We start from the raw sequence: 22,227 nt of genomic DNA, 5'->3' as shown, positions 1-22,227 counted from the left end.
CCGTAAGCCAACTTAACGAAACGATATCCTTGTGGCCAAAAAGAAAAAGCTTACCCAAGGTCAGAGCCGTCGCGTACGCTCTAACCAAGATAAACGTCTTCAGCGTGATAAAAATGAAGTGCAGTGGGATGAAGCCCTGCTGGAATCTGCCCGCGAAGGCCTTGTGATCACCCGCTTCGGTCAACACGCTGATGTGGAAGACCCTGAAACAGGGGTCATCCATCGCTGTAACCTACGTCGTAGCATCAAAAGCTTGGTGTCTGGCGACCGTGTTGTCTGGCGCCCAGGAGTAGAAACCCTGCAAGGGATCTCCGGCGTGGTGGAAGCCGTCCACGAACGTGAGTCCATGCTGACACGCCCAGATTACTATGATGGCGTGAAAGCGGTGGCAGCCAACGTAAACCAGATCATCATTGTCTCTGCGGTATTGCCAGAGCTTTCCCTGAACATCATTGACCGCTACTTGATTGCCGCGGAAACCGTCGGTATCAAACCGTTGATCGTGCTGAACAAGATCGACCTGCTTGATGCCGAGACCCGAGCGCAGGTAGAGAAAACGCTAACCTTGTATAACGACATCGGTTATCAGGTGCGCTACGTCAGCTCAGATACCGGTGAAGGCATGGATGTGCTGAAAAACGATCTAAAAGATCACATCAGCATTTTTGCCGGCCAATCTGGCGTGGGCAAATCCAGCATGGTCAATACCTTGATGCCAGAAGTGGACGCTGAAATTGGCGACGTTTCTGAAAACTCGGGGCTGGGTCAGCACACCACGACAGCCGCACGTCTATACCACTTCCCGGAAGGGGGCGATTTGATCGACTCACCGGGGGTGCGCGAATTTGGTTTATGGCACCTAGAGACAGAACAAGTCACTAATGCATTTGTGGAATTCCGTGATTATCTTGGCGGATGTAAATTCCGAGACTGTAAGCACGGTAACGATCCCGGCTGTATCATCCGTGAAGCGGTTGAAGAAGGCCGCATCGCCAAAGAGCGTTACGCGAGTTACCATCGCATCATTGAAAGCATGTCGGAAAATATTGCTAACCGTCAGTTTTCACGCAATAAACCGGATTAATCACTGCCGTCCTGCCGCCTTCGCGGTGGCAGGGGCGAGCGTGTGATGATGCGCTGACTTTCCCCATCAACTTCGGTATGATGAGGCGTTAACGCAATGAATGAATCTTGTTGATAGACTGATAGTTTCTGGAAACGATACTGTGCACAATAATTTCAAAATCGGCATGCAATACTGCGCGCCAAAACAAACACTGACCCAAGTGGCCGGTAAATTGGCTTCATGGAAAGCCGGTAAGCTAACGACAGCCGTGATCCGTTGGTTCATCCGCCAGTACGGCATCGATATGAATGAAGCACGTAACCCGGATCCAGCGGCGTACGCCACCTTCAACGACTTTTTTGTTCGTGAGCTTAAAGACGGCGCGCGTCCGATCAATGAAGATGCTGACACCCTGTGTCACCCCGCTGATGCCTGTGTGAGCCAGCTCGGCCCTATCACCCACGGTGAATTGATTCAAGCCAAAGGCCACACCTACGAAGCGGTTGAGCTACTGGGTGGCGATGCCGATCTGGCCGCGGAATTTAACGATGGGCATTTCGCGACGCTGTACCTGTCGCCGAAAGACTACCACCGCGTACACATGCCCTGTGACGGCACACTACGTCAGATGATCTACGTACCGGGCGAGTTATTCTCGGTCAATCCGCTCACCGCACAAAATGTCCCTAACCTGTTTGCCCGTAACGAGCGTGTCGTGTGTATTTTTGACACCGCTTACGGCCCTATGGCACAGGTACTGGTGGGTGCGACCATTGTTGGCAGCATTGAAACGGTATGGGCTGGCACCATCACCCCGCCTCGCAGTCCTCGTGTACATAACTGGGACTACCCTGCCGACGGCGAACAAGCCATTGTGCTGAAAAAGGGTGAGGAAATGGGCCGCTTTAAACTGGGCTCTACCGTGATCAACCTGTTTGCTAAAGACGCGATCCACTTTGTCGATGGTTTGGTACCGGGCCAACCGACGTTAATGGGTTCCGCCTACGCACACAAAGCGGGCAGCGCCCCGTCAACACCGGCGCCATCAGAAGCGTAAGTAGTTAACACTTTAAACAAAAAGGGCGCTTCGGCGCCCTTTTTTCGTTGGAAATATTGACCATATCGAAGAAATATTGACCACCCTCAGAGTATGCTGACTTCAGTCCAATCATTGAAGTAACCCTACATACTATGAAAAAAATATCACTCTCTCAGCTCCTCAAACTGCTGATCGCGTTTGGGATCCCGCTCGGCATCTTAGCCCTGCCGATTGATGCGATTCCCATTGACGATTTAACCTTAACCCAACACCGACTGCTGGCTATCTTTGCCCTTGCCGCCCTGCTCTGGGTCCTCGAACCGGTCCCCGTCTTTGCCACCTCGATCTTGATCATCGCCCTGGAGCTGATCATGATCTCCGACAAAGGCCTCCACCTGTTTCGTACCCCGCCGCCAGGGCATGAGATGGGCGAAGTGCTCAAGTACACGGATATCTTTGGCGCCTTCTCCTCGCCCATTATTATCCTGTTCATGGGCGGGTTTGCCCTCGCCATCGCCGCCTCGAAATACGAACTGGATAACAACCTCGCCCGCGTCTTACTCAAACCCTTCGGTACCCAACCCAAATTCATCATGCTCGGCCTGATGCTGATCACCGCTGTGTTCTCGATGTTTATGTCCAATACCGCCACCACCGTGATGATGCTGGCACTGTTAGCGCCAATTGTGGCCTCGGTGCCCAAAGGCGATATTGGGATCAAAGCCTTGGTGCTGTGTGTGCCTATCGCGGCCAACACCGGGGGGATAGCAACGCCTATCGGGACACCGCCGAACGCCATTGCACTGCAATACTTGACGGGCGACAACACCATTAGCTTCCTTGGCTGGATGATGATGGGCTTACCCTTTGTCATCTTCCAACTCGCGTTCGCATGGTGGCTATTGCAGAAACTGTTCCCCTCCAGCCAAAGTCACATGCAGTTAAAACTGGAAGGACAATTTCAAAAAAGCTGGCAAGCCATTGTGGTTTACGTCACCTTTGCCACCACCATTTTGATGTGGATGACCACCTCACTGCACGGCATGAACACCTATGTGGTCTCCATTATTCCACTGGCGGTGTTTACCTTAACGGGGATCATGGGCAAAGAAGAGCTCAAGTTGATCAACTGGGATGTGCTTTGGTTGGTTGCCGGGGGGATCGCCATCGGGTTGGCCCTCGATAAAACCGGCTTAGCCGCAGCCTTGGCACACTCCGTCGACTACGACAGCCTGTCACCGGTCGCCGTGGTGCTCACCCTGTCGATGATTTGTTGGGTCATGGCAAACTTCATGTCCAACACCGCCACCGCAAACTTGTTAATGCCGATTGCCGCCGCCGTGGCCGCCTCCATGGAAAGCTTGGCCTCCATGGGTGGCCTGCAAGGGGTATTGGTTGTGGTCGCCTTCTCGGCCTCACTGGGTATGATTTTGCCAGTATCCACCCCGCCAAACTCACTGGCCTACTCCACCGGCTTGATTGAAAGTAAAGACATGGCCAAAACCGGGGTGATCATCGGGGTGGTCGGCCTCAGCGTGGTTTACCTGGCTGCCATGTTACTGACATAAGCATCACGGCACCCGACCATCACGTTTCCCCCTTTTGTGGGCAAAGAACGGGCTGACAGTACGCAGCCCGTTTTTTTTTCGCTCACGGCCTGTCTTTTTGTTGCTCTGCTGGTTCTGCGCGGGGCGTTTCTCATCAGATAAAAATGCCATGCATCACGTTAACTATTACTAAGGAATTTTTTGCAACGGCCGATAGAAAAATATACTGGTTCAGCATATTTATCGCACCAGCCATTCCATCCTGCCGGATGACGCCTTCCCCTAAAGTGCCGTGATCCAAGAGAGACAACATGACGTTAACCATAAAACTTAAAATTCAGATCGCCATTGGCGTGATCATTGCAACCGTCAGTGCCGTGCAAGCCTGGGTCTCCATCACGCGATTGACGGAGGAAACCACCCATGAAGTCAGCAGCCAAATGCACAACATGGGCCAAGCCACCAGCCGTAATATCAGTGACTGGCTCAGCATTCGCAGTGATATGTTGCTGGCAAACCAAACTGTGATCGCCCAACAAGACAATGTAGATCGCGAACTGCTGCTGACCAAAAACGCCGGTCAGTTCCTGTCTGTGTACGCGGGCTACAACAACGGTACGATTGCCTTCGGTGATAAAAATGAAGATTGGCCTGCCGATTACGACCCACGTACCCGCCCGTGGTATCAAGATGCAATGCGTCAGGGTGCGCTGATCTTGACCGAACCGTATCAAGATTTTGATGGCAGCATGGTAGTGAGTGTGGCGAAAGCCTTCCAAGGGCAGTATCAAGGGGTACTGGCGGCGGATTTAACCATCACTGACATCATTGAGCAGGTATTGAACCTGAAGTTAGACAATGCCGGGTTTGCCTTTCTGGTGGACGGAAATAATAACATCGTGGCTTACCGTGATGAGTCACTGACCCAGAAGCCACTGACGGCCCTCGACAGTGAGTTGACGGCCAGCCTGCTAAAGCAGATGGAAAACAATCAAGCTATCAACACCTTTGTCCTCGACAGCGACGGACAGGAAAAACTGATCTACGCCACCCCGATCGCCGGTACCGATTGGACGCTGGGTTTGGTGGAAGATAAGGGGTTGGCCTATGCCTCCATTGGCGAACAAATTCGTTTTGTCCTGTTGGCCTCGATCGCGCTATATCTTGTGATCTCTGTGATGGCGAGCTTCATCATCAATAGCTTACTGCGCCCTCTGACCCGTTTGAGCGAATCGGTAGCCCAACTGGCACAAGGCAGTGGCGATTTGACCCAGCGTATCGACGTGGAGCGCATGGATGAGATCGGTGAATTAGCGGATCACATGAACCGCTTCTTGGCCCAGCTACAAAGCATGATCAAAGGCATTGTGGCGCAATCCCATACCTTGGGTGAGCAAGCCGAAATGTCCGCCCAGCAGACCGAGCTGTCGACACAAAAAGTGAGTGAGCAGCAAAACGACATCAATCAAATCGCTGCCGCGATCCATGAAATGTCGGCAACCTCTGCCGAAGTGGCCAGCCACGCTGAAATGACCGCGTCTGCGGCCTATGCCTCGACCACGGCATGTGCTGAAGGACAGGAAGTGATTGGCCAAAACCGTGAAGCCATCACGCAACTGGCGCACCAAGTACAAGATGCCGCTTCCGTGATCCACGAGTTGGAAAGCAACGCCCAGAACATCAACCACATTTTGTCGACCATTCAGGGCATCGCCGAGCAAACCAACCTGCTGGCGCTGAATGCCGCGATTGAAGCGGCCCGCGCTGGTGAGCAAGGCCGTGGCTTTGCCGTCGTCGCCGATGAAGTGCGCGTACTGAGCCAACGCACGCATGACTCCACCGAAGAGATCCGTGGCATGATCGATACCCTGCAGCAAAATACCCGTCAGGCCGTAGACAGCATGCAGGCCAGCACCGGTTTGGCTGATCAAAGCGTGGGCTTTGCCGAAGCAGCCAGTGAGCGCCTGATCCACATCACCACGGCGATCACGGAGATCTCAGACATGGCGACCCAAATCGCCAGCGCCGCCGAAGAGCAGCGTGCAGTGAGTGAAGACATCAGCCGCAATACGCAGGCAATCAAAGACGTGTCGGATCATCTGGCGCAGCAAACAGACGAAGCGACCCAAAGCGCCCGTGATATGTACCACGCCGCCAACAGTATGCGTGAAGATGTCTCCCGCTTTACCATCTAACGCCATACAGACTGTTCACAGCCACTTCGGTGGCTGTTTTTTTATCTGCCTGCCACTCATCCCGCTCACCGTTATTACCTGCCTCGCAAAATCCCCTGCACCATACGGACTCCCCGCCCGCATCCTGCGAGTGAGACAGAATTCTGACCGCCTTTTGTCAGATCTTACTTGGTAAACGCGATACCATAAACGCATATACCCAAGCGTGTGGCACGCACCGCGACAATGCCGCCGGTCTCCGTGCGCTTGGGTATAGGCCTTTAACAGCATCCATCAGATCCACCATAACACCGTAAGGAGAAGAAAGATGGCAACACACACACTACGTGCGGTCGCACTGGCCCTGTTGGCTTGCGGCGCAAGTGCAGCACACGCTGCCGAGTGGAGCTATAAAGGCGAACACGGGGTAGAACACTGGGGCGCGATGTACGCCACCTGTGGCGAAGGAGTGAACCAAACACCGATTGATATCAAAAACCCAACCGAAGCCGAATTGACCCCCTTGCAACTCGATTACGAAGGCAAAGTCACGGAAGTCGTGAACAACGGCCACACCATTCAGGCTAACGTCAGCGGTAAAAACACCCTCACCGTCGATGGCGACACCTTCACCCTGAAGCAATTCCACTTCCATACCCCTTCGGAAAACTACATTGACGGTAAGCAGTACCCATTAGAAGTACATTTCGTGCATGCCAACAGCAAGGGGCAGCTCGCCGTGATTGGGGCCATGTTTGAAGTCGGCCCGCGTGGTAACGAGGCCTTTAATGCGCTTCTGGCGACCATTCCGCAAAAAGATCACACTACCGCACTGGCGAGCACCTTTAACCCGGCCGATTTGCTGCCGCGTGACCGCGAGTACTACCGCTTTAATGGATCACTGACCACACCACCGTGTAGCGAAGGAGTACGTTGGTTCGTGATGCAAGAGCCGCAAGCGGCCACACAAGCTCAAACCGACGCCCTGCATAAAGTGATGGGGAACAATGCCCGTCCGCTGCAACCGCTCAACGCGCGCCTGGTCTTAGAATAAGCACCGTCGCCCCCACGCCACGTTGTCATGCGCCTGAAAGAGACGGATCATTTCACAAGAAGATGATCCGACACGCTCCACGTATTCGGCGCATGACATTTCCACGCACCAATGTAACAAATGCGAATGAATTACATTTGATAATCATTTGCATTAAGAGGTTGCTTTGATTATCCTTTGACCTGTTGCGATAAACGACCTTGGAATCCTAACCTGTTGATTGTCTGCAATGGATGAAAACTCGCTGTTCCCCCAGCATGGCCGCTGTTCAGTCCCTGTATTGGACCAACCGGTGATAAACGCATGATTGGCAAGCTGCTTACCGGCATAAAAAAGCGCGGCACTCTGGCCGCGCTTTTTTAACATCAAGATCGTTATTGCGATCCCGCTAAGCTATCTCGATCGGAAAAGCCGTCACTTGATCAATATGATCCCACCCTTGCGCCAGCATGATCAAACGATCAATGCCCAACGCCACACCCGCACAATCCGGGAAACCCGCACGCAGGGCATTCACCAGATGTAAATCAATCGGCTGCGGGGTTAATCCCATGCTCTCACGCTTACGGTTATCCGCTTCAAAACGGCGTAACTGCTCATCACCATCAGACAACTCATTAAAGCCGTTAGCCAGTTCAATACCTTTAAAATAGACTTCAAAACGCTCTGCCACACGGCCGTCTTGCGGGTTAATGCGCGCCAATGCCGCCTGAGAAGCGGGAAAATCATACACAAAGGCCGGCACTTGTTGGCCAATCTTCGCTTCCACACCGATACTGAACAGCAATTGCAACAAGGTATCACGATCCTCTTCCGGATCGGCAATATCAGACAGCCCCAAGGTGCCAGCCACGCGCTTCAGATCCGCCATCGACCCTTCTAATGGGCACACACCCAACACCGTCAGGAATGCCTGTTGATAGGTCATGCGTTCGGCAGCACCACACATCAGCACCATCTGCAACAAGGCATCCATCTCATCCATCAGGGCATGATGATCGAACCCCGGACGGTACCATTCCAGCATGGTAAATTCCGGGTTGTGATAACGGCCTGACTCTTCATTACGGAACGATTTGCAGATCTGGTAAATCGGCCCACTGCCTGCCGCTAACAGGCGCTTCATGTGAAATTCAGGACTGGTCATCAAATACAGCGTCTGGCCATGGGCAAAACCGGGGCCGACAAACTGGGTTTGGAAGGTATGCAGGTGAATATCCGTAACCGTCGCCTGACTCATCGCCGGCGTGTCCACTTCCATCACCTCACGCTCAGCAAAGAAACGTCGAATTGCGCCAAGGGTTGCCGCCCGCTGCTTAAGCTGAGCCATGCTTGCTGTTGGTTGCCACTGAGTTGTCATCACGCGATTTATCTTTCATGTTATGTGCAATATCTACTACCATTCTAACAAACTTACCCCGTGCTCACAGCCTCTCTTCTCGGATCTTCCCCTTCCCCCCACACGCCTTTTGGTTCGCCCTTACCGATATGAATAATTATGAAAATAAATGATCATTTAACCTGCAAAAAATACGTAAACCAACCGCCAAAAACACACCAAAAATTAACACGCCAATTACAGCACACAAACAACCACCACAAAAAATCACATTTGCATGGCCTTCAAGATCAATAATCTTTTTTTTATTAAGCAGTTACAAACAAAACAAGAAACACACCGTTAATGAGCCAGAAACAAATAAAACATTTTATTTCGATCAGTTAACAGACAGAAAACACATCAACTTGTGATAATAATCACACTTCTTGTAATAACCTTACACTTTTGGGCTATTTCATTAAAAAAGCCGCGTCTAAATCATATTTTCTCGCGAGCCAGTTGCATAAAATACCCCTCAGGATTTCAAGGATAAGTACGCTGCGGCGTGCTTTTTTAAATTTTATCGTCTTACCTTCGGAGGATAGCTGTGAAGACTATTACCACAGATATCGCTGTAATCGGCGCTGGCGGTGCCGGCCTGCGTACTGCTATTGCGGCTGCAGAAGCAAACCCAGACTTGGAAATCGCACTGATTTCTAAAGTGTACCCAATGCGTTCACACACTGTGGCAGCAGAGGGTGGTTCCGCCGCTGTCATCAAGGATGAAGATAGCCTAGATAACCACTTCAACGATACCGTTGGCGGTGGTGACTGGCTATGTGAGCAGGACGTTGTCGAGTATTTCGTAGAAAACGCCACGCGTGAAATGACCCAACTAGAACAGTGGGGCTGTCCATGGAGCCGTAAAGAAAACGGTGACGTGAACGTGCGTCGTTTCGGCGGGATGAAAGTGGAGCGTACGTGGTTCGCTGCCGACAAAACCGGCTTCCACATGCTACACACCCTGTTCCAAACCTCGATCAAATACGATCAAATCAAGCGCTTCGACGAATACTTCGTGGTAGACCTGATCGTAGACAACGGCGAAGTACAAGGTCTTGTGGCTATCCACATGTCTGAAGGTGAGCTGGTTTGTATTAAAGCCAAGTCTGTTGTACTCGCAACAGGCGGTGCAGGCCGTGTGTACAACTGCAACACCAACGGCGGTATCGTTACCGGCGACGGTATGGCAATGGCGTTCCGCCACGGTGTACCACTGCGTGACATGGAATTTGTTCAGTACCACCCTACGGGCCTACCAGGCACCGGTATCCTGATGACCGAAGGTTGTCGTGGTGAAGGCGGTATCATGCTGAACAAGAACGGTTACCGTTACCTGCAAGACTACGGCATGGGCCCGGAAACACCAATCGGCCAGCCAAAGAACAAATACATGGAACTGGGTCCACGTGACAAAGTTTCTCAAGCCTTCTGGCACGAGCAGCAAAAAGGCAACACCATCAAGCACCCACTGGGCGATGTGGTTCACCTTGACTTGCGCCACCTAGGTAAAGAATACCTGCACGAGCGTCTACCGTTCATCTGTGAGCTAGCAAAAGCGTACGTGAACGTGGATCCGGCAGAAGAGCCTATTCCAATTCGTCCAACCGTGCACTACACCATGGGTGGTATCGAAACAGACAACCGTAACGAAACCCGCATCAAGGGTCTGTTCGCTGTCGGTGAATGTTCGTCTGTTGGCCTGCACGGTGCAAACCGTCTGGGTTCAAACTCTCTGGCTGAGCTTGTGGTCTTCGGTCGTTTGGCCGGTGAAGGTGCAGCGAAACGTGCAGAAGCATTCCAAGGCTGGAATGACGATGCCATCGCGACGCAAATCGAAGCGGTTCAAGCGCGCATTGATGCCCTAATGGCACAAGAAGGCGATGAAAACTGGTCTGATATCCGTACTGAAATGGGTCACTCCATGGAAGCAGGTTGTGGTATCTACCGTCAGCAAGATTTGATGGAAGCAACGGTTGAGAAGCTGGCTGAACTGCGTAAGCGTTTCAAAAACATCAGCATCAAAGACAAAGGCAAAGTGTTCAACACTGATCTACTTTACGCCATCGAAATCGGTTACGGCCTAGAAGTCGCAGAAGCCATGGCGCACTCTGCCATCAACCGTCGTGAATCTCGCGGTGCACACCAACGTCTTGACGATGGCTGCACAGAACGTGACGACGTGAACTTCCTGAAGCACACGTTGGCCTTCTACAACGGTGATGATGCACCACGCATCGAATACAGCGACGTGACCATCACTAAATCTCAGCCTAAAGCCCGTCTATACGGTGCGGCCGCTGAAGAAGCAGCAGCAAAAGAAGCCGCTGCAGAGCAACAAAAAGAGGAGCAGGCATAATGGCGGACAATCGCATTCAAAAAGTAGAGATCATGCGTTATGACCCAGCCAAAGACGCAGAACCGTACTTTGAGCTATTTGAAGTGCCGTTCAACGACACCATGTCTGTGCTTGATGCTTTGGGTTACATCAAAGATAACCTAGATAAAGATTTGGCGTACCGCTGGTCTTGCCGTATGGCGATTTGTGGTTCGTGCGGCATGATGGTTAATAACGTGCCTAAATTGGCGTGTAAGACCTTCCTACGTGAATACCCGAATGGTCTGAAAATCGAAGCACTGTCTAACTTTGCTATCGAGAAAGACTTGATCGTAGACATGACACCGTTCATCGAGCGTCTAGAAGCGATCAAGCCGTACATCATCGGTAACGATCGTAAGCCAGAAGACGGTCCAAACAATCAAACACCGGCACAGATGGCGAAATACAAGCAGTTCGCTGGTTGTATCAACTGTGGTCTGTGTTACGCCGCGTGTCCACAGTTCGGCCTGAACCCTGAGTTCATCGGTCCGGCTGCACTGACACTGGCACACCGCTACAACCTAGACAGCCGTGACAACGGCGCTGATGAGCGTATGAAGCTGATCAACGGTGAGAACGGTGCATGGGGCTGTACATTTGTAGGTTACTGTTCTGAAGTTTGTCCGAAGAGCGTAGATCCTGCAGCAGCGGTTAACCAAGGCAAAGTGGAATCGTCTAAAGATTTCGTTATTGCCATGCTGAAACCTCAGGAGGCATAAGGATGAGCAACCGTAAACCTTACGTTCGCGAAATGACTCGCACATGGTGGAAGGATCACCCTTTCTACCGCTTCTACATGGTGCGTGAAGCAACTGTACTGCCATTGATTTTCTTCACTATCTGTTTGACCTTCGGTCTGGGCAGCTTGGTGAAAGGCCCTGAAGCATGGGCGGGCTGGCTAGAATTTATGGCTAACCCTGTCGTGATCATTCTGAACATTCTTGCGTTAGCGGGTAGCCTGTTCCACGCACAGACATTCTTCAGCATGATGCCGCAAGTTATGCCTATCAAACTGAAAGGCAAAGCGGTTGATAAGAAAATCATCGTTCTTGCTCAGTGGGCAGCGGTAGCCGCTATTTCACTGTTCGTACTTGTACTTGTTTAAGGAGAGCACTGTGGTCAATCTAAATCCTAAGCGTTCCGACGAACCAGTATGGTGGGGCCTATTTGGTGCAGGCGGTACATGGTTTGCCATGCTAACCCCTGTGACCGTTCTTGTGATGGGTATCATGGTGCCATTGGGCATGCTTGATGCTGACGCCATGAGCTACGAGCGCGTGTCTGGTTTTGTGACCAGCCTGATCGGTGCGTTGTTCACTATCGCGACCTTGGCATTGCCAATGTGGCATGCGATGCACCGTCTACACCACGGTATGCACGATCTGAAATTCCACACCGGTACTGTCGGTAAGATCGCGTGTTACGCAGCGGCCTTCTTGGTATCTGCACTGGCTGTGATCTTTGTCTTCATGATCTAATCGCCTGTTCCCCCAATGAAAAAGCACCGCTCTGCGGTGCTTTTTTTATCCTGTTTTTAATGCTTATATCGCTGCAAGAAAGGCGGCAAGATTCACGTCAGAGAACTTACTCACCCGCAGCCAGCTTCTCACTCTTTTCCACAATGCCCAATGCCCCAAACCCGGTGATCACATCCAGGTTCGTGGTGAGCTTGCCCCCCTCACTGCCACCAAAATAGTTCTTTGGCATTTCAATCTGGTAGTTTTTCAGATTGTTATACAGCGCGGTAGACACATCACGGTTCAACTCAGCCAGATACACATCACGGTTAGACCCGTAGGCATCGTATTTCGCCTTGAGGATCTCCGCTTCTGCCCGCCCTTTAGCGAGAATGGCTTTGGCTTCATATTCCGTCGATAACGAATTGGCTTTCTGGATCGCCAAGTTTGCTTGAGCAATCGCCAATTCTTTTTCTTTGTCGACTTCTGCCAAGCGTTTTTTCTTCTCGACTTCCACAATTTCACGCTCAGCGATCTGACGGGCAATCTCGACTTCTTTTTGCTGCGAGATAATCGCCAACTCTTTATTACGCTGGGCATCTTGCACTTCACGGGTACGCTGAATTTCCTTACGTAACTGCTCCGTTTCAGCCTGTGCCTTAGAGGTTTCCTGCTCCTGAATCGCACGAATTCTATCGGCGACTAACCGCTTTTTATCTGTCAGCAATTTGTCCAGCTGCTCTTCCGGTTGCGGATCGCCAATCGTTACCTGCGTCACGGCAATGCCATACTGGCTCAGCGGGTTATCCTGACGGATTGGCTTACCGTTGGCATCCAACACCGGCACCGTCTTCCATACCAACTGCTGGGTGCGCTGGAGCTGGTTAGAATTGGACTGATTCACCCCCACCGGTGCTAAATCAATTTGTTCCACTTCCACCTGACGGCGTTCCGTCATGTAAATACCATCACGCAATTGATCGCCCAATTTGGATTTAAACTGATTCAGGCCACCTTGGAAGAATTCTTCTCCGGTGTATTGGGTCGCGGTAATCACTGTCACGTTACGGGCATTTTTCACCAACAACGCATCAATCAAATTACTGTTGTTACGAAATTCCTGGTGCATCTTAATAACCGCTTCAGGGTTAAGCGACAGTTTGAAGCGGAAGGTGACCGGGATCTCACCGATATACGTATCGGCAAAACGCACCTGAATCGCCGGTAGGCGCTGATAGAAATCCTCCCCCGTGGTATTGCCATAAGACACCGTGATCACTTGATCATACTGGGTGATTTTGGATAAAAACGGCATCCGAAAATGGATCCCCGGCTGATTAAACACATCCAAATCACCGGTCACATTGTTCTGATGCACATAGGTGTAACCCGCATCCGTCATCAAAATAGACTGGTTGATCACGCCCCCGATCGCCGCCAATCCTAAAATCCCGCCCACCAAAGGCAGCGACACACGCCGTTTCAGCGTCGTTTGTACTTCAGGCTTCATATCCATATTCTCACCGTTATTCATCACAACAACCAACGGGTAGGATAAGAGATCCTCAGCGGGATTTTCAGGGCGTTTGCCGTGCAGGGGGTAAAACTGTCGCCTCACTCGATAAAAACTGCAACAGGGGGTGTATACGCGCCATAAAGGCACGCAAAACACGTTTTTCAGGCAACAAAAAAGGCCGCCTAAGCGACCTTTTTCATCAGCAACGTAAACTTACTTTACGCGACCAACATATTCAGCTGAACGTGTATCCACTTTGATCACTTCGCCGATAGAGATGAACAAAGGAACACGCACTACCGCACCGGTAGACAGTGTCGCAGGCTTACCGCCTGTACCTTGTGTATCACCTTTCAGACCTGGATCCGTTTCAACAACTTCTAGCTCAACGAAATTCTGTGGAGTAATCGCAATCGGGTTGCCGTTCCACAGTGTTAGCGTACAGGTGTTGTTTTCTACCAACCACTTCGCGTTATCACCCGCGGCTTTAACGTCAGCTGCGATTTGCTCGAAAGTTTCATTGTTCATGAAGTGGAAGAATTCACCGTCGCTGTACAAGTAATCCAGCTCAGTATCAATGACGTCAGCAGCTTCAACAGACTCGCCCGATTTGAACGTCTTCTCAAGAACCTTGCCAGAAAGTAGCTTACGGATACGAACGCGGTTGAATGCCTGGCCTTTGCCTGGTTTTACAAATTCATTTTCTAGAATGACACACGGTTCATTATCTAGCATAATTTTCATTCCGCCGCGGAATTCATTGGTGCTGAAAGACGCCATTTCTATCCTCTTAACATCTTCGAGTTGTATTTAATGCCGCACATCATAACCCGAAACGCACCAACTGTTGAGCAAAACTGGCTTAATGAGCTTGCGAATGCGATATCTGATCCGATCCAGCTCCTTAAAACCCTACAAATTGATCCTTCCCCGTGGGAGAAAGGATTGTCGGCACGTCAATTATTTGCACAGCGTGTGCCTAAGAGCTTTGTCGATAGAATGGAAGTTGGCAACCCTCACGACCCATTACTGCGACAAGTACTGCCGTTGGCGGAAGAGTTTGAGGTGCATGACGGCTATTCACAGGATCCGCTGGACGAACAAGACAATGCCATTCCGGGCCTGCTGCATAAATACCGTAACCGCGTGTTAATGATCGTCAAAGGCGGCTGCGCGATAAACTGCCGCTACTGTTTCCGCCGCCATTTCCCGTATCAAGACAACCAAGGCGGCAAGCGTAACTGGCAACTGGCGCTCGATTACATTGCCAGCCAGCCCCAAGTCAACGAAGTGATCCTGTCTGGCGGCGATCCACTCATGGCCAAAGACAGCGAACTGGCGTGGTTACTGGACGGTATTGCCGCGATTCCGCACGTTTCCCGCCTGCGTATCCACTCACGCCTGCCTGTGGTGCTGCCTAATCGCATTACCGACACCTTGTGCCACCTCTTGCAGCAGAGCCGTTTGAACGTGGTGCTGGTCACGCACATCAACCATGCCAACGAAATCGATAACACCTTACGCCACGCTATGCGACAGCTTAAGCTGGCCAATGTCACCCTGTTCAACCAAGGCGTCCTGCTAAAAGGCGTGAATGACAATGTGCCGGCACTGATCGCCCTCAGTGAAGCCTTATTTGAGGCCGGTATTTTGCCGTATTACCTGCATGTGCTTGACCGTGTACAAGGCGCGGCTCACTTTATGGTCGAAGACAATGACGCACGCCAGCTGATGGCAGGCTTAATGGATAATGTGTCTGGTTATCTGGTGCCACGACTAACCCGAGAAATCGGTGGCCGTAGCAGTAAAACCCCCTTGGATTTACACCTCGAATAAGCCCTTTTCGGCCTATCAGGCGTGTTACTCACACGCCTGTTTATTCGGCCATCTATCGACTATGTTGCGCCTTTATTCCCGCCTTTTGGGACCTCATTGAGCCTCCGTTTTTGCCCACTCCGGCATCGTTCATGGCATGGACAGCGCAACCACGTACAGCTTTAAAGAAAAAACCCACCCTTTACCTGCTCAAAACAAGCCATTAATCCAATCACACCAACACCAATCGTAAGGTGTTGTTTTTAAATACATTATTTGCGTGCAGCTTTTTGAGCTTTTTAACGGATTAGCTCGCCACTGCCTTTTTCCTTATTCCTTGATACTGATGCATTCTCCATGGGCTACCTCGACAGCCAAAACGAACAGCTTTTCATTAGAAAAACAGCAAAAAGCCGCACACTTTGAGCAACATAGCAACCCTTACATAGCCAATCATTTAAGTGATTGATTTTTAATGGTTAAATAAGTGTACAGCTTTTCACGCTTTTTGATGGGTAAGCTCACAGAGAGCGTTGCGCCTATAATAGGATAAATAGTCAGCAATTTTACCCTTTACGCATGAAATATTCTTATCGGGGCAATAAAAAAAGATCATGCTCCAAATGCTCGCTTTTTAGACCAATGAAGCGCATAGTCGCGCTCCACTCTGCTTATATAAGTGAAGGCAGCCAAACTTCACGGCATGCAGTCTCACTGAAACATCCTTATAAAGAGTAACGCAATGAAAATTGGCATTCTCTCCCAGAACGAAAACCTATACTCCACCCGTCGTCTACGTGAAGCGATTGAAGAACGTGGCCACGAGGCTGTGATCATTAACGCACTGCGTTGCTACATGAATATCAACTCCGTCAAACCCTCGATTCATTTCGAAGGTCAGGATTTAGTGGATTTTGATGCCATTATTCCGCGTATCGGTGCTGATATTACGTTTTATGGCTGTTCGGTATTACGTCAGTTTGAAATGATGGATGTGTTTTCGGTCAACCAGTCGATTGCCATCACGCGTTCACGTGACAAGCTACGTTCATTGCAGCTACTTAGCCGTAAAGGCGTGGGCATGCCTGTAACGGGTTTTGCAAGTAAGCCGGATGATGTGCCAGATCTGATCAAAATGGTCGGCGGTGCCCCACTGGTGATCAAGCTGCTGGAAGGCACACAAGGGATCGGCGTGGTACTGGCTGAAACCCAAAAAGCGGCAGAGAGTGTGATTGAAGCGTTCATGGGCCTGAAGGCCAACATCATGATCCAAGAATTCATTGAAGAAGCGGGCGGTGCTGACATCCGTTGCTTCGTGATCGGCGACAAAGTGATTGCCGCAATGAAACGCCAAGGCGCAGAGGGTGAATTCCGCTCTAACCTGCACCGTGGTGGCAGCGCATCGCTGATCCGCATTACGCCGGAAGAGCGTAAAACCGCCATTGCCGCGGCGAAAGCCATGGGCCTTAGCGTGGCAGGTGTGGATTTGTTGCGTTCTAACCGTGGTCCATTGGTGATGGAAGTGAACTCGTCACCAGGCCTTGAAGGCATCGAAGGCGCAACCGGCAAAGACATTGCAGGTATGATTGTTGAATACATCGAGAAAAACGCAGGCAAACCTGCTCACCGTCGACGTAACGATCAGCAATAAGCCTCAGCCATCCGCACATGATGTCTGAAACACATTAAAAAGCAGCCTTCGGGCTGCTTTTTCCGTATCGTCACACCAATAACGTTTTTCACCCTCCCTTTTTTACCTTCATTCGATAACACACCCAATAACATCAAGGACAACAACGTGATACTGCCTGACATCCCCCCTTTCACTTGGCCGGCCATTTTACAATGTGCGGTTTGTGGTGCCGTCATTGGTCTAGAACGACAATTGCGCGGTAAACCCGTGGGGATCCGTACCTCAACGCTGATCATTCTCGGCACCTATTTCTTCATCACGCTGGGCGAAACCCTGTCAGCCAATAATGCGGATGTTTCTCGCGTGATGGCACAGGTGATCACCGGCATTGGCTTCCTTGGCGCAGGCGTCATGATGACCCGTGACGGGCAAATCCACGGTGTGACCTCTGCCGCCGTGGTATGGATGCTCGCCGCACTGGGGATCACCATCGGCTTGGGCTACGGACAAAGCGCCATGCTGGTCACAGGCTTGATTGTGCTCATTTTGTTTGGGGTCGATAAACTGGAAAACAGTGTGCGCTTTTTACGTCACGGGGTGCATGCACATCTGTCTGATCGCCGTCAGCGCCATCAGAAAAAAAACGCCGTGCCATCAGGCAACACTGAGCAATAACCCTCAGCAATCCCTCAACGCAAACTCTTGCACCGGCTTCCCCTCGCCCTCATGCATGTACTCTGATCCCTCATCAGTGCATAAAGAGGGCGAGCATCGTCTCCTCTTCTTCCTTCTCTTATTCTTTTCTTTTTCTCTTTATACAATGTACAACAATAAGCCTCATGCGCATCTTTTACCTGTACGCATTTAGGGGGTTCTATCAACCGCCCATAACCACAAATAAGTAATTGTTTTTAAATGATTAAAATAACGTACAGCTTTTTGAGCCTTTTGTTTGAGTAACCCTATATTCCATATTCGTTATTTTAATCACTCCTTTGTCATAAAAAGATCAGCTTTTATCGCGATTAACAGCAAAAAGCTGGACACAAAATGATACCTGTAGGAAAATCGAAATGACGCAACTAAACCATTGTTTTTAAACAAAATTAAAAGCGTACAGCTTTTCAGGTTTTTTGCCAAACGAACCTTAACCAATGCATTATGCCTATGGCTGTCTTTTTAATGTCATACAACGACACGTTGTCGTAAAGGGGACGCATAACATAAGGAAAAGACTATCAGCCGGATCGCCGTCAAACACGTACACCTTTTTTCCGTGGTGTCACCTTTTTGATGTACGAATTTCACTCATAGATAAAATACAACAACCACGAGGCTAAGTAATTGTTTTTAAAGCAATAATTTTACGTACAGCTTTTCGAGGGTTTTGCCCCATAAACTCTGTACACCCACAATAAAAAGACACGTATTGGACGAAGGAGGGATAGATAGCGATATGTATGGAAGATAGAAAGATAAGGAGATAGGAAAGATGAAGCAAATAACAGACATAAAAAAACGGAGACCGACGTCTCCGTTTTTACAAAAGGTGTACTATCTCAAAGAGATAGGGGCATTACATCATGCCGCCCATACCACCCATGCCACCCATACCGCCCATGTCAGGCATTGCTGGTGCATCTTTCATTGGACGGTCAGTGATCATCGCTTCAGTGGTGATCATCAGGCCTGCCACAGAGGCTGCGAACTGCAGTGCTGAACGCGTTACTTTCGTTGGGTCTAGGATACCCATTTCGATCATATCGCCGTACTCACCCGTTGCCGCGTTGTAACCGTAGTTACCTTCGCCCGCACGTACGTTGTTAGCAACCACTGACTCTTCGTCGCCTGCGTTCTTGGTGATTTGACGAATTGGCGCTTCCATAGCACGTAGGGCAACGCGGATACCCACGTTCTGCTCTTCGTTATCGCCAGTTAGGCCCGCTACTTTCGCTGCTGCACGGATAAGCGCAACACCACCACCGGCAACCACGCCTTCTTCTACCGCTGCACGTGTTGCGTGTAGGGCATCTTCAACGCGGTCTTTCTTCTCTTTCATTTCAACTTCAGTCGCGGCGCCGACTTTGATCACAGCAACACCGCCCGCTAGCTTCGCAACGCGCTCTTGCAGTTTCTCTTTGTCGTAATCAGACGTCGCATCTTCAATCTGCTGACGGATCTGAGCAACACGGCCAGAAATCATCGATTCTTCACCAGAACCATCAATGATAGTCGTGGTTTCTTTGGTGATCGTCACGCGCTTCGCTTGACCTAGGTCTTCTAGCTGTACTTTTTCTAGCTCTAGGCCGATTTCTTCAGAAATCACCGTACCAGAAGTCAGTACTGCGATATCTTGTAGCATCGCCTTACGACGGTCACCGAAACCAGGTGCTTTAACCGCAGCCACTTTCACGATGCCACGCATGTTGTTCACCACTAGCGTTGCTAGGGCTTCGCCTTCTACGTCTTCTGCAATGATAAGCAGTGGACGAGAGGCTTTTGCTACGCCTTCAAGGGCTGGCAGTAGCTCACGAATGTTCGATACTTTTTTGTCAACCAACAGAATGAATGGGCTGTCTAGATCAACGCTGCCCGCTTCTTGGTTGTTGATGAAGTAAGGAGAAAGGTAACCGCGGTCAAACTGCATACCTTCAACCACATCAAGCTCGTCTTGCAGTGCTTGACCTTCTTCTACCGTGATCACGCCATCACGGCCGACTTTTTCCATCGCTTCTGCAATCAGGTTACCGACTGTCGAATCAGAGTTCGCAGAAATCGTACCGACCTGTGCAATCGCTTTAGTGTCAGCACACGGTACAGACAGATTTTTTAGCTCTTCAACCGCAGCAACGACGGCTTTGTCGATACCACGCTTAAGATCCATTGGGTTCATACCCGCAGCAACGGCTTTTAGGCCTTCAGCGATAATCGCTTGTGCCAAAACAGTTGCAGTTGTGGTGCCGTCACCTGCCGCGTCATTCGCTTGAGAGGCCACTTCTTTCACCATTTGTGCGCCCATGTTCTGGAATTTGTCTTCCAGTTCAATTTCACGCGCAACAGACACACCATCTTTGGTGATCGTTGGGGCACCGAAAGATTTATCCAGTACCACGTTACGGCCTTTAGGGCCCAATGTTACTTTTACCGCGTCAGCCAGAATGTTTACACCTTCTAGCATCTTAATGCGTGCATCGTTACCAAACTTTACGTCTTTAGCAGCCATGTCAGTCTTCCTTTCTTAATTTTTAATTTGAGGTGATCGGATTATTCAACGATTGCCATGATGTCATTTTCAGACATGATCAGAACGTCTTTACCATCAATTTTTTCAGTCTTCGTGCCGTAGCCTTCAGCAAAGATCACGGTATCGCCCACTTTAACGTCCAGTGGCTGTACAGTACCGTTTTCAAGAATACGGCCTTTGCCTACTGCAAGTACGGTACCGCGCGTCGATTTTTCTGCCGCAGAACCAGTTAGGACGATGCCGCCAGCAGATTTAGATTCAACTTCTTGGCGTTCAACGATAACTCGGTCATGTAATGGACGAATGTTCATCGGTCGTCTCTCCTGATTTAGGTAATAACTATACGATTAATAAGGCAAGCGCCCTGTGGCGACTTACTTTTTCTGTTACCTAGACATGTTGGGTCGAATTTTGAGAACCCAAGTGCTGGGGGGCAATTTTTTCTAAAATATCTGCCAGAATTTTTGCTCGATCACACTCTTTGCATTAGGGTAGGCAAGCATTCCAACCCCGAGATCATTATGGCTGTAGCAAACACGCCCGATAAACACGGGCTATTGTCTGATCCGATCCCAGCTGCACTTCAACGTCTGGCCATTCCGATGATTTTCGGCATGGTGGCCATCTTGATGTTCAATCTGGTCGATACCTTCTTTATTTCACTGCTAGGCACCGATGCCTTAGCCGCGGTCAGCTTTACCTTTCCCATCACCTTTGCCCTGAACTGCATCACGATGGGGATCAGTGTCGGGATCTCCACCAGCATTGCCCGCTTACTGGGCGCGGGCGACAATCACAGCGCTGCCCGGCTGACCACCCACGGCTTATTATTGGCGGTGGTGATGGTCATGGTGGCTGCCACGGTGGGCTTTTACACGATTGAGCCGTTGTTTTCATTGATGGGCGCAAAAGCCAGTCTATTGCCGACCATTTACGATTACATGTCTGTCTGGTACCTCGCCATCCCGTTACTGGTGATCCCGATGGCGGGCAACAGCGCCATTCGCGCCACGGGCGACGCCAAAACCCCCGCCAAGATCATGATCTTAGCGGGGGCGATTAATGGTGTACTGGATCCTTTACTGATCTTTGGCGCCGGCCCCGTGCCGGCATTGGGGGTAAAAGGGGCCGCGATTGCCAGTGGGATCAGCTGGGCGTTTGCCTTGATAGGCTCACTGCACGTTCTTATTCGCCGTGAAAAGCTGCTGGCACGCCCCCAACCTCGCGCGTTATGGCACGATTGGCAGCAAATCTTGCAAATTGGCACCCCAGCCGGGCTCTCTAACGCCTTAAACCCATTATCCGGCACCCTACTAATGAGTTTGCTGGCCGCACAAAGCACGGCGTCGGTGGCAGCCTACGGTGCCGCAATGCGGATCGAGTCGATCCTCGTCACGGTAATGATAGCGTTGGGATCCGCACTGATGCCGTTCATGGCGCAAAACCTCGGGGCAGATAAACCGGAGCGGGCGTTTGGTGCGCTGTTTACCGCCATGCGCTTTGCGATTTTGTTCCAACTGCTGATTTTTATCATGATGGTGCCGCTGAGCTGGCCGCTGTCATCCCTGTTCAGTCAGGATCACGCGGTGCAATCGCAGCTCTGGCATTATTTGGTGGTGGTACCGGCCAGTTATGGTCTGCAAGCGGTGTGTATGTTGCTGATCAGCGCCCTGAACGCCCTCCACCGTCCGCTGGATGCATTGATCTGGAACGTGATGCGCCTGTTCGGCTTATTGCTGCCAGCAGCGTGGGTGGGGAGCCATTGGTGGGGCACGGAAGGGCTATTCATCGGTATCGCTCTGGCCAACATAATAAGTGGCTTAGCTGCCTATTTTTATGCACTCACACTGCGCAAGAATATGTGAACAGCATGAACAAAAAAGACAGCCTAGGCTGTCTTTTTTTTATTGTTGCAAAGTGT

18 protein-coding genes are annotated in these 22,227 nt (G+C 50.7%); 13 read left to right on the top strand and 5 right to left on the bottom strand.

What is annotated here, in order from left to right:
• Nucleotides 1-31 precede the first annotated feature (31 nt).
• From rsgA to ACSF8W_RS20390, 5 genes are all read left to right on the top strand, one after another.
• The gene (gene rsgA, locus ACSF8W_RS20410; protein ID WP_500848969.1) at nt 32-1,084 is read left to right on the top strand and encodes a small ribosomal subunit biogenesis GTPase RsgA; all 1,053 of its coding nucleotides are present in this window, start codon (nt 32-34) and stop codon (nt 1,082-1,084) included.
• Between the two features lie 142 nt (nt 1,085-1,226).
• A complete protein-coding gene (gene asd, locus ACSF8W_RS20405) occupies nt 1,227-2,123 on the top strand; it encodes an archaetidylserine decarboxylase (RefSeq protein ID WP_500848968.1) in 897 nt (298 codons plus the stop codon).
• A gap of 134 nt (nt 2,124-2,257) precedes the next feature.
• Nucleotides 2,258-3,673 carry an SLC13 family permease gene (locus ACSF8W_RS20400; protein ID WP_500848967.1) on the top strand — a complete coding sequence of 472 codons (1,416 nt, stop codon included), beginning with the start codon at nt 2,258-2,260 and terminating at the stop codon, nt 3,671-3,673.
• Nucleotides 3,674-3,963: 290 nt separating this feature from the next.
• Nucleotides 3,964-5,847, top strand: a complete 1,884-nt coding sequence (locus tag ACSF8W_RS20395) for a methyl-accepting chemotaxis protein (protein WP_500848966.1) — start codon at nt 3,964-3,966, stop codon at nt 5,845-5,847.
• 307 nt (nt 5,848-6,154) lie between these two features.
• Entirely contained in the window at nt 6,155-6,880 is a 726-nt protein-coding gene (locus tag ACSF8W_RS20390; RefSeq protein WP_500848965.1) for a carbonic anhydrase, read from the top strand.
• A gap of 388 nt (nt 6,881-7,268) precedes the next feature.
• On the opposite strand, the gene epmA is transcribed toward ACSF8W_RS20390, so the two are convergent.
• Nucleotides 7,269-8,240: an elongation factor P--(R)-beta-lysine ligase gene (epmA, locus tag ACSF8W_RS20385; protein WP_500849015.1), complete on the bottom strand. Its 972-nt coding sequence runs from the start codon at nt 8,238-8,240 to the stop codon at nt 7,269-7,271.
• A 568-nt stretch (nt 8,241-8,808) separates the two neighbouring features.
• Here epmA and frdA point away from each other — a divergent pair.
• Genes frdA through frdD form a run of 4 tightly spaced genes read left to right on the top strand, consistent with a single transcriptional unit; the run spans nt 8,809 to nt 12,119 of the window.
• Nucleotides 8,809-10,620 carry a fumarate reductase (quinol) flavoprotein subunit gene (gene frdA, locus ACSF8W_RS20380; RefSeq protein WP_500848964.1) on the top strand — a complete coding sequence of 604 codons (1,812 nt, stop codon included), beginning with the start codon at nt 8,809-8,811 and terminating at the stop codon, nt 10,618-10,620.
• Nucleotides 10,620-11,360: a succinate dehydrogenase/fumarate reductase iron-sulfur subunit gene (locus ACSF8W_RS20375; protein ID WP_428478433.1), complete on the top strand. Its 741-nt coding sequence runs from the start codon at nt 10,620-10,622 to the stop codon at nt 11,358-11,360. The genes frdA and ACSF8W_RS20375 overlap by 1 nt, the downstream gene beginning before the upstream one ends.
• Before the next feature lie 2 nt (nt 11,361-11,362).
• The gene (gene frdC / locus ACSF8W_RS20370) at nt 11,363-11,746 is read left to right on the top strand and encodes a fumarate reductase subunit FrdC (RefSeq protein ID WP_047874550.1); all 384 of its coding nucleotides are present in this window, start codon (nt 11,363-11,365) and stop codon (nt 11,744-11,746) included.
• A gap of 10 nt (nt 11,747-11,756) precedes the next feature.
• Nucleotides 11,757-12,119, top strand: coding sequence for a fumarate reductase subunit FrdD (gene frdD / locus ACSF8W_RS20365; protein ID WP_428478432.1), 363 nt, complete (start codon nt 11,757-11,759; stop codon nt 12,117-12,119).
• Between the two features lie 106 nt (nt 12,120-12,225).
• Here frdD and ACSF8W_RS20360 read toward each other — a convergent pair whose 3' ends face one another.
• Nucleotides 12,226-13,614 carry an SPFH domain-containing protein gene (locus ACSF8W_RS20360; protein WP_500848963.1) on the bottom strand — a complete coding sequence of 463 codons (1,389 nt, stop codon included), beginning with the start codon at nt 13,612-13,614 and terminating at the stop codon, nt 12,226-12,228.
• Nucleotides 13,615-13,827: 213 nt separating this feature from the next.
• A complete protein-coding gene (efp, locus tag ACSF8W_RS20355; RefSeq protein ID WP_500848962.1) occupies nt 13,828-14,394 on the bottom strand; it encodes an elongation factor P in 567 nt (188 codons plus the stop codon).
• A gap of 33 nt (nt 14,395-14,427) precedes the next feature.
• Between efp and epmB the strand changes: the two genes are divergently transcribed.
• From epmB to ACSF8W_RS20340, 3 genes are all read left to right on the top strand, one after another.
• Entirely contained in the window at nt 14,428-15,450 is a 1,023-nt protein-coding gene (gene epmB / locus ACSF8W_RS20350) for an EF-P beta-lysylation protein EpmB (RefSeq protein WP_500848961.1), read from the top strand.
• 721 nt (nt 15,451-16,171) lie between these two features.
• Nucleotides 16,172-17,080: a 30S ribosomal protein S6--L-glutamate ligase gene (gene rimK / locus ACSF8W_RS20345; RefSeq protein WP_428478428.1), complete on the top strand. Its 909-nt coding sequence runs from the start codon at nt 16,172-16,174 to the stop codon at nt 17,078-17,080.
• 150 nt (nt 17,081-17,230) lie between these two features.
• Complete coding sequence (locus tag ACSF8W_RS20340; protein ID WP_500849014.1) at nt 17,231-17,737, top strand: MgtC/SapB family protein; 507 nt, start codon at nt 17,231-17,233, stop codon at nt 17,735-17,737.
• A 901-nt stretch (nt 17,738-18,638) separates the two neighbouring features.
• On the opposite strand, the gene groL is transcribed toward ACSF8W_RS20340, so the two are convergent.
• Both groL and ACSF8W_RS20330 read right to left on the bottom strand, forming a co-directional pair.
• Nucleotides 18,639-20,285, bottom strand: coding sequence for a chaperonin GroEL (gene groL / locus ACSF8W_RS20335; protein WP_500848960.1), 1,647 nt, complete (start codon nt 20,283-20,285; stop codon nt 18,639-18,641).
• A 41-nt stretch (nt 20,286-20,326) separates the two neighbouring features.
• Entirely contained in the window at nt 20,327-20,617 is a 291-nt protein-coding gene (locus tag ACSF8W_RS20330; RefSeq protein WP_428478426.1) for a co-chaperone GroES, read from the bottom strand.
• Nucleotides 20,618-20,827: 210 nt separating this feature from the next.
• Here ACSF8W_RS20330 and ACSF8W_RS20325 point away from each other — a divergent pair, with 210 nt between their 5' ends.
• Nucleotides 20,828-22,171: an MATE family efflux transporter gene (locus ACSF8W_RS20325; RefSeq protein WP_500848959.1), complete on the top strand. Its 1,344-nt coding sequence runs from the start codon at nt 20,828-20,830 to the stop codon at nt 22,169-22,171.
• The last annotated feature ends 56 nt before the right edge of the window (nt 22,172-22,227 follow it).

It is taken from the genome of Photobacterium sp. 270122K (assembly GCF_059941365.1).
This window is presented reverse-complemented; position numbering and strand designations above follow the sequence as displayed.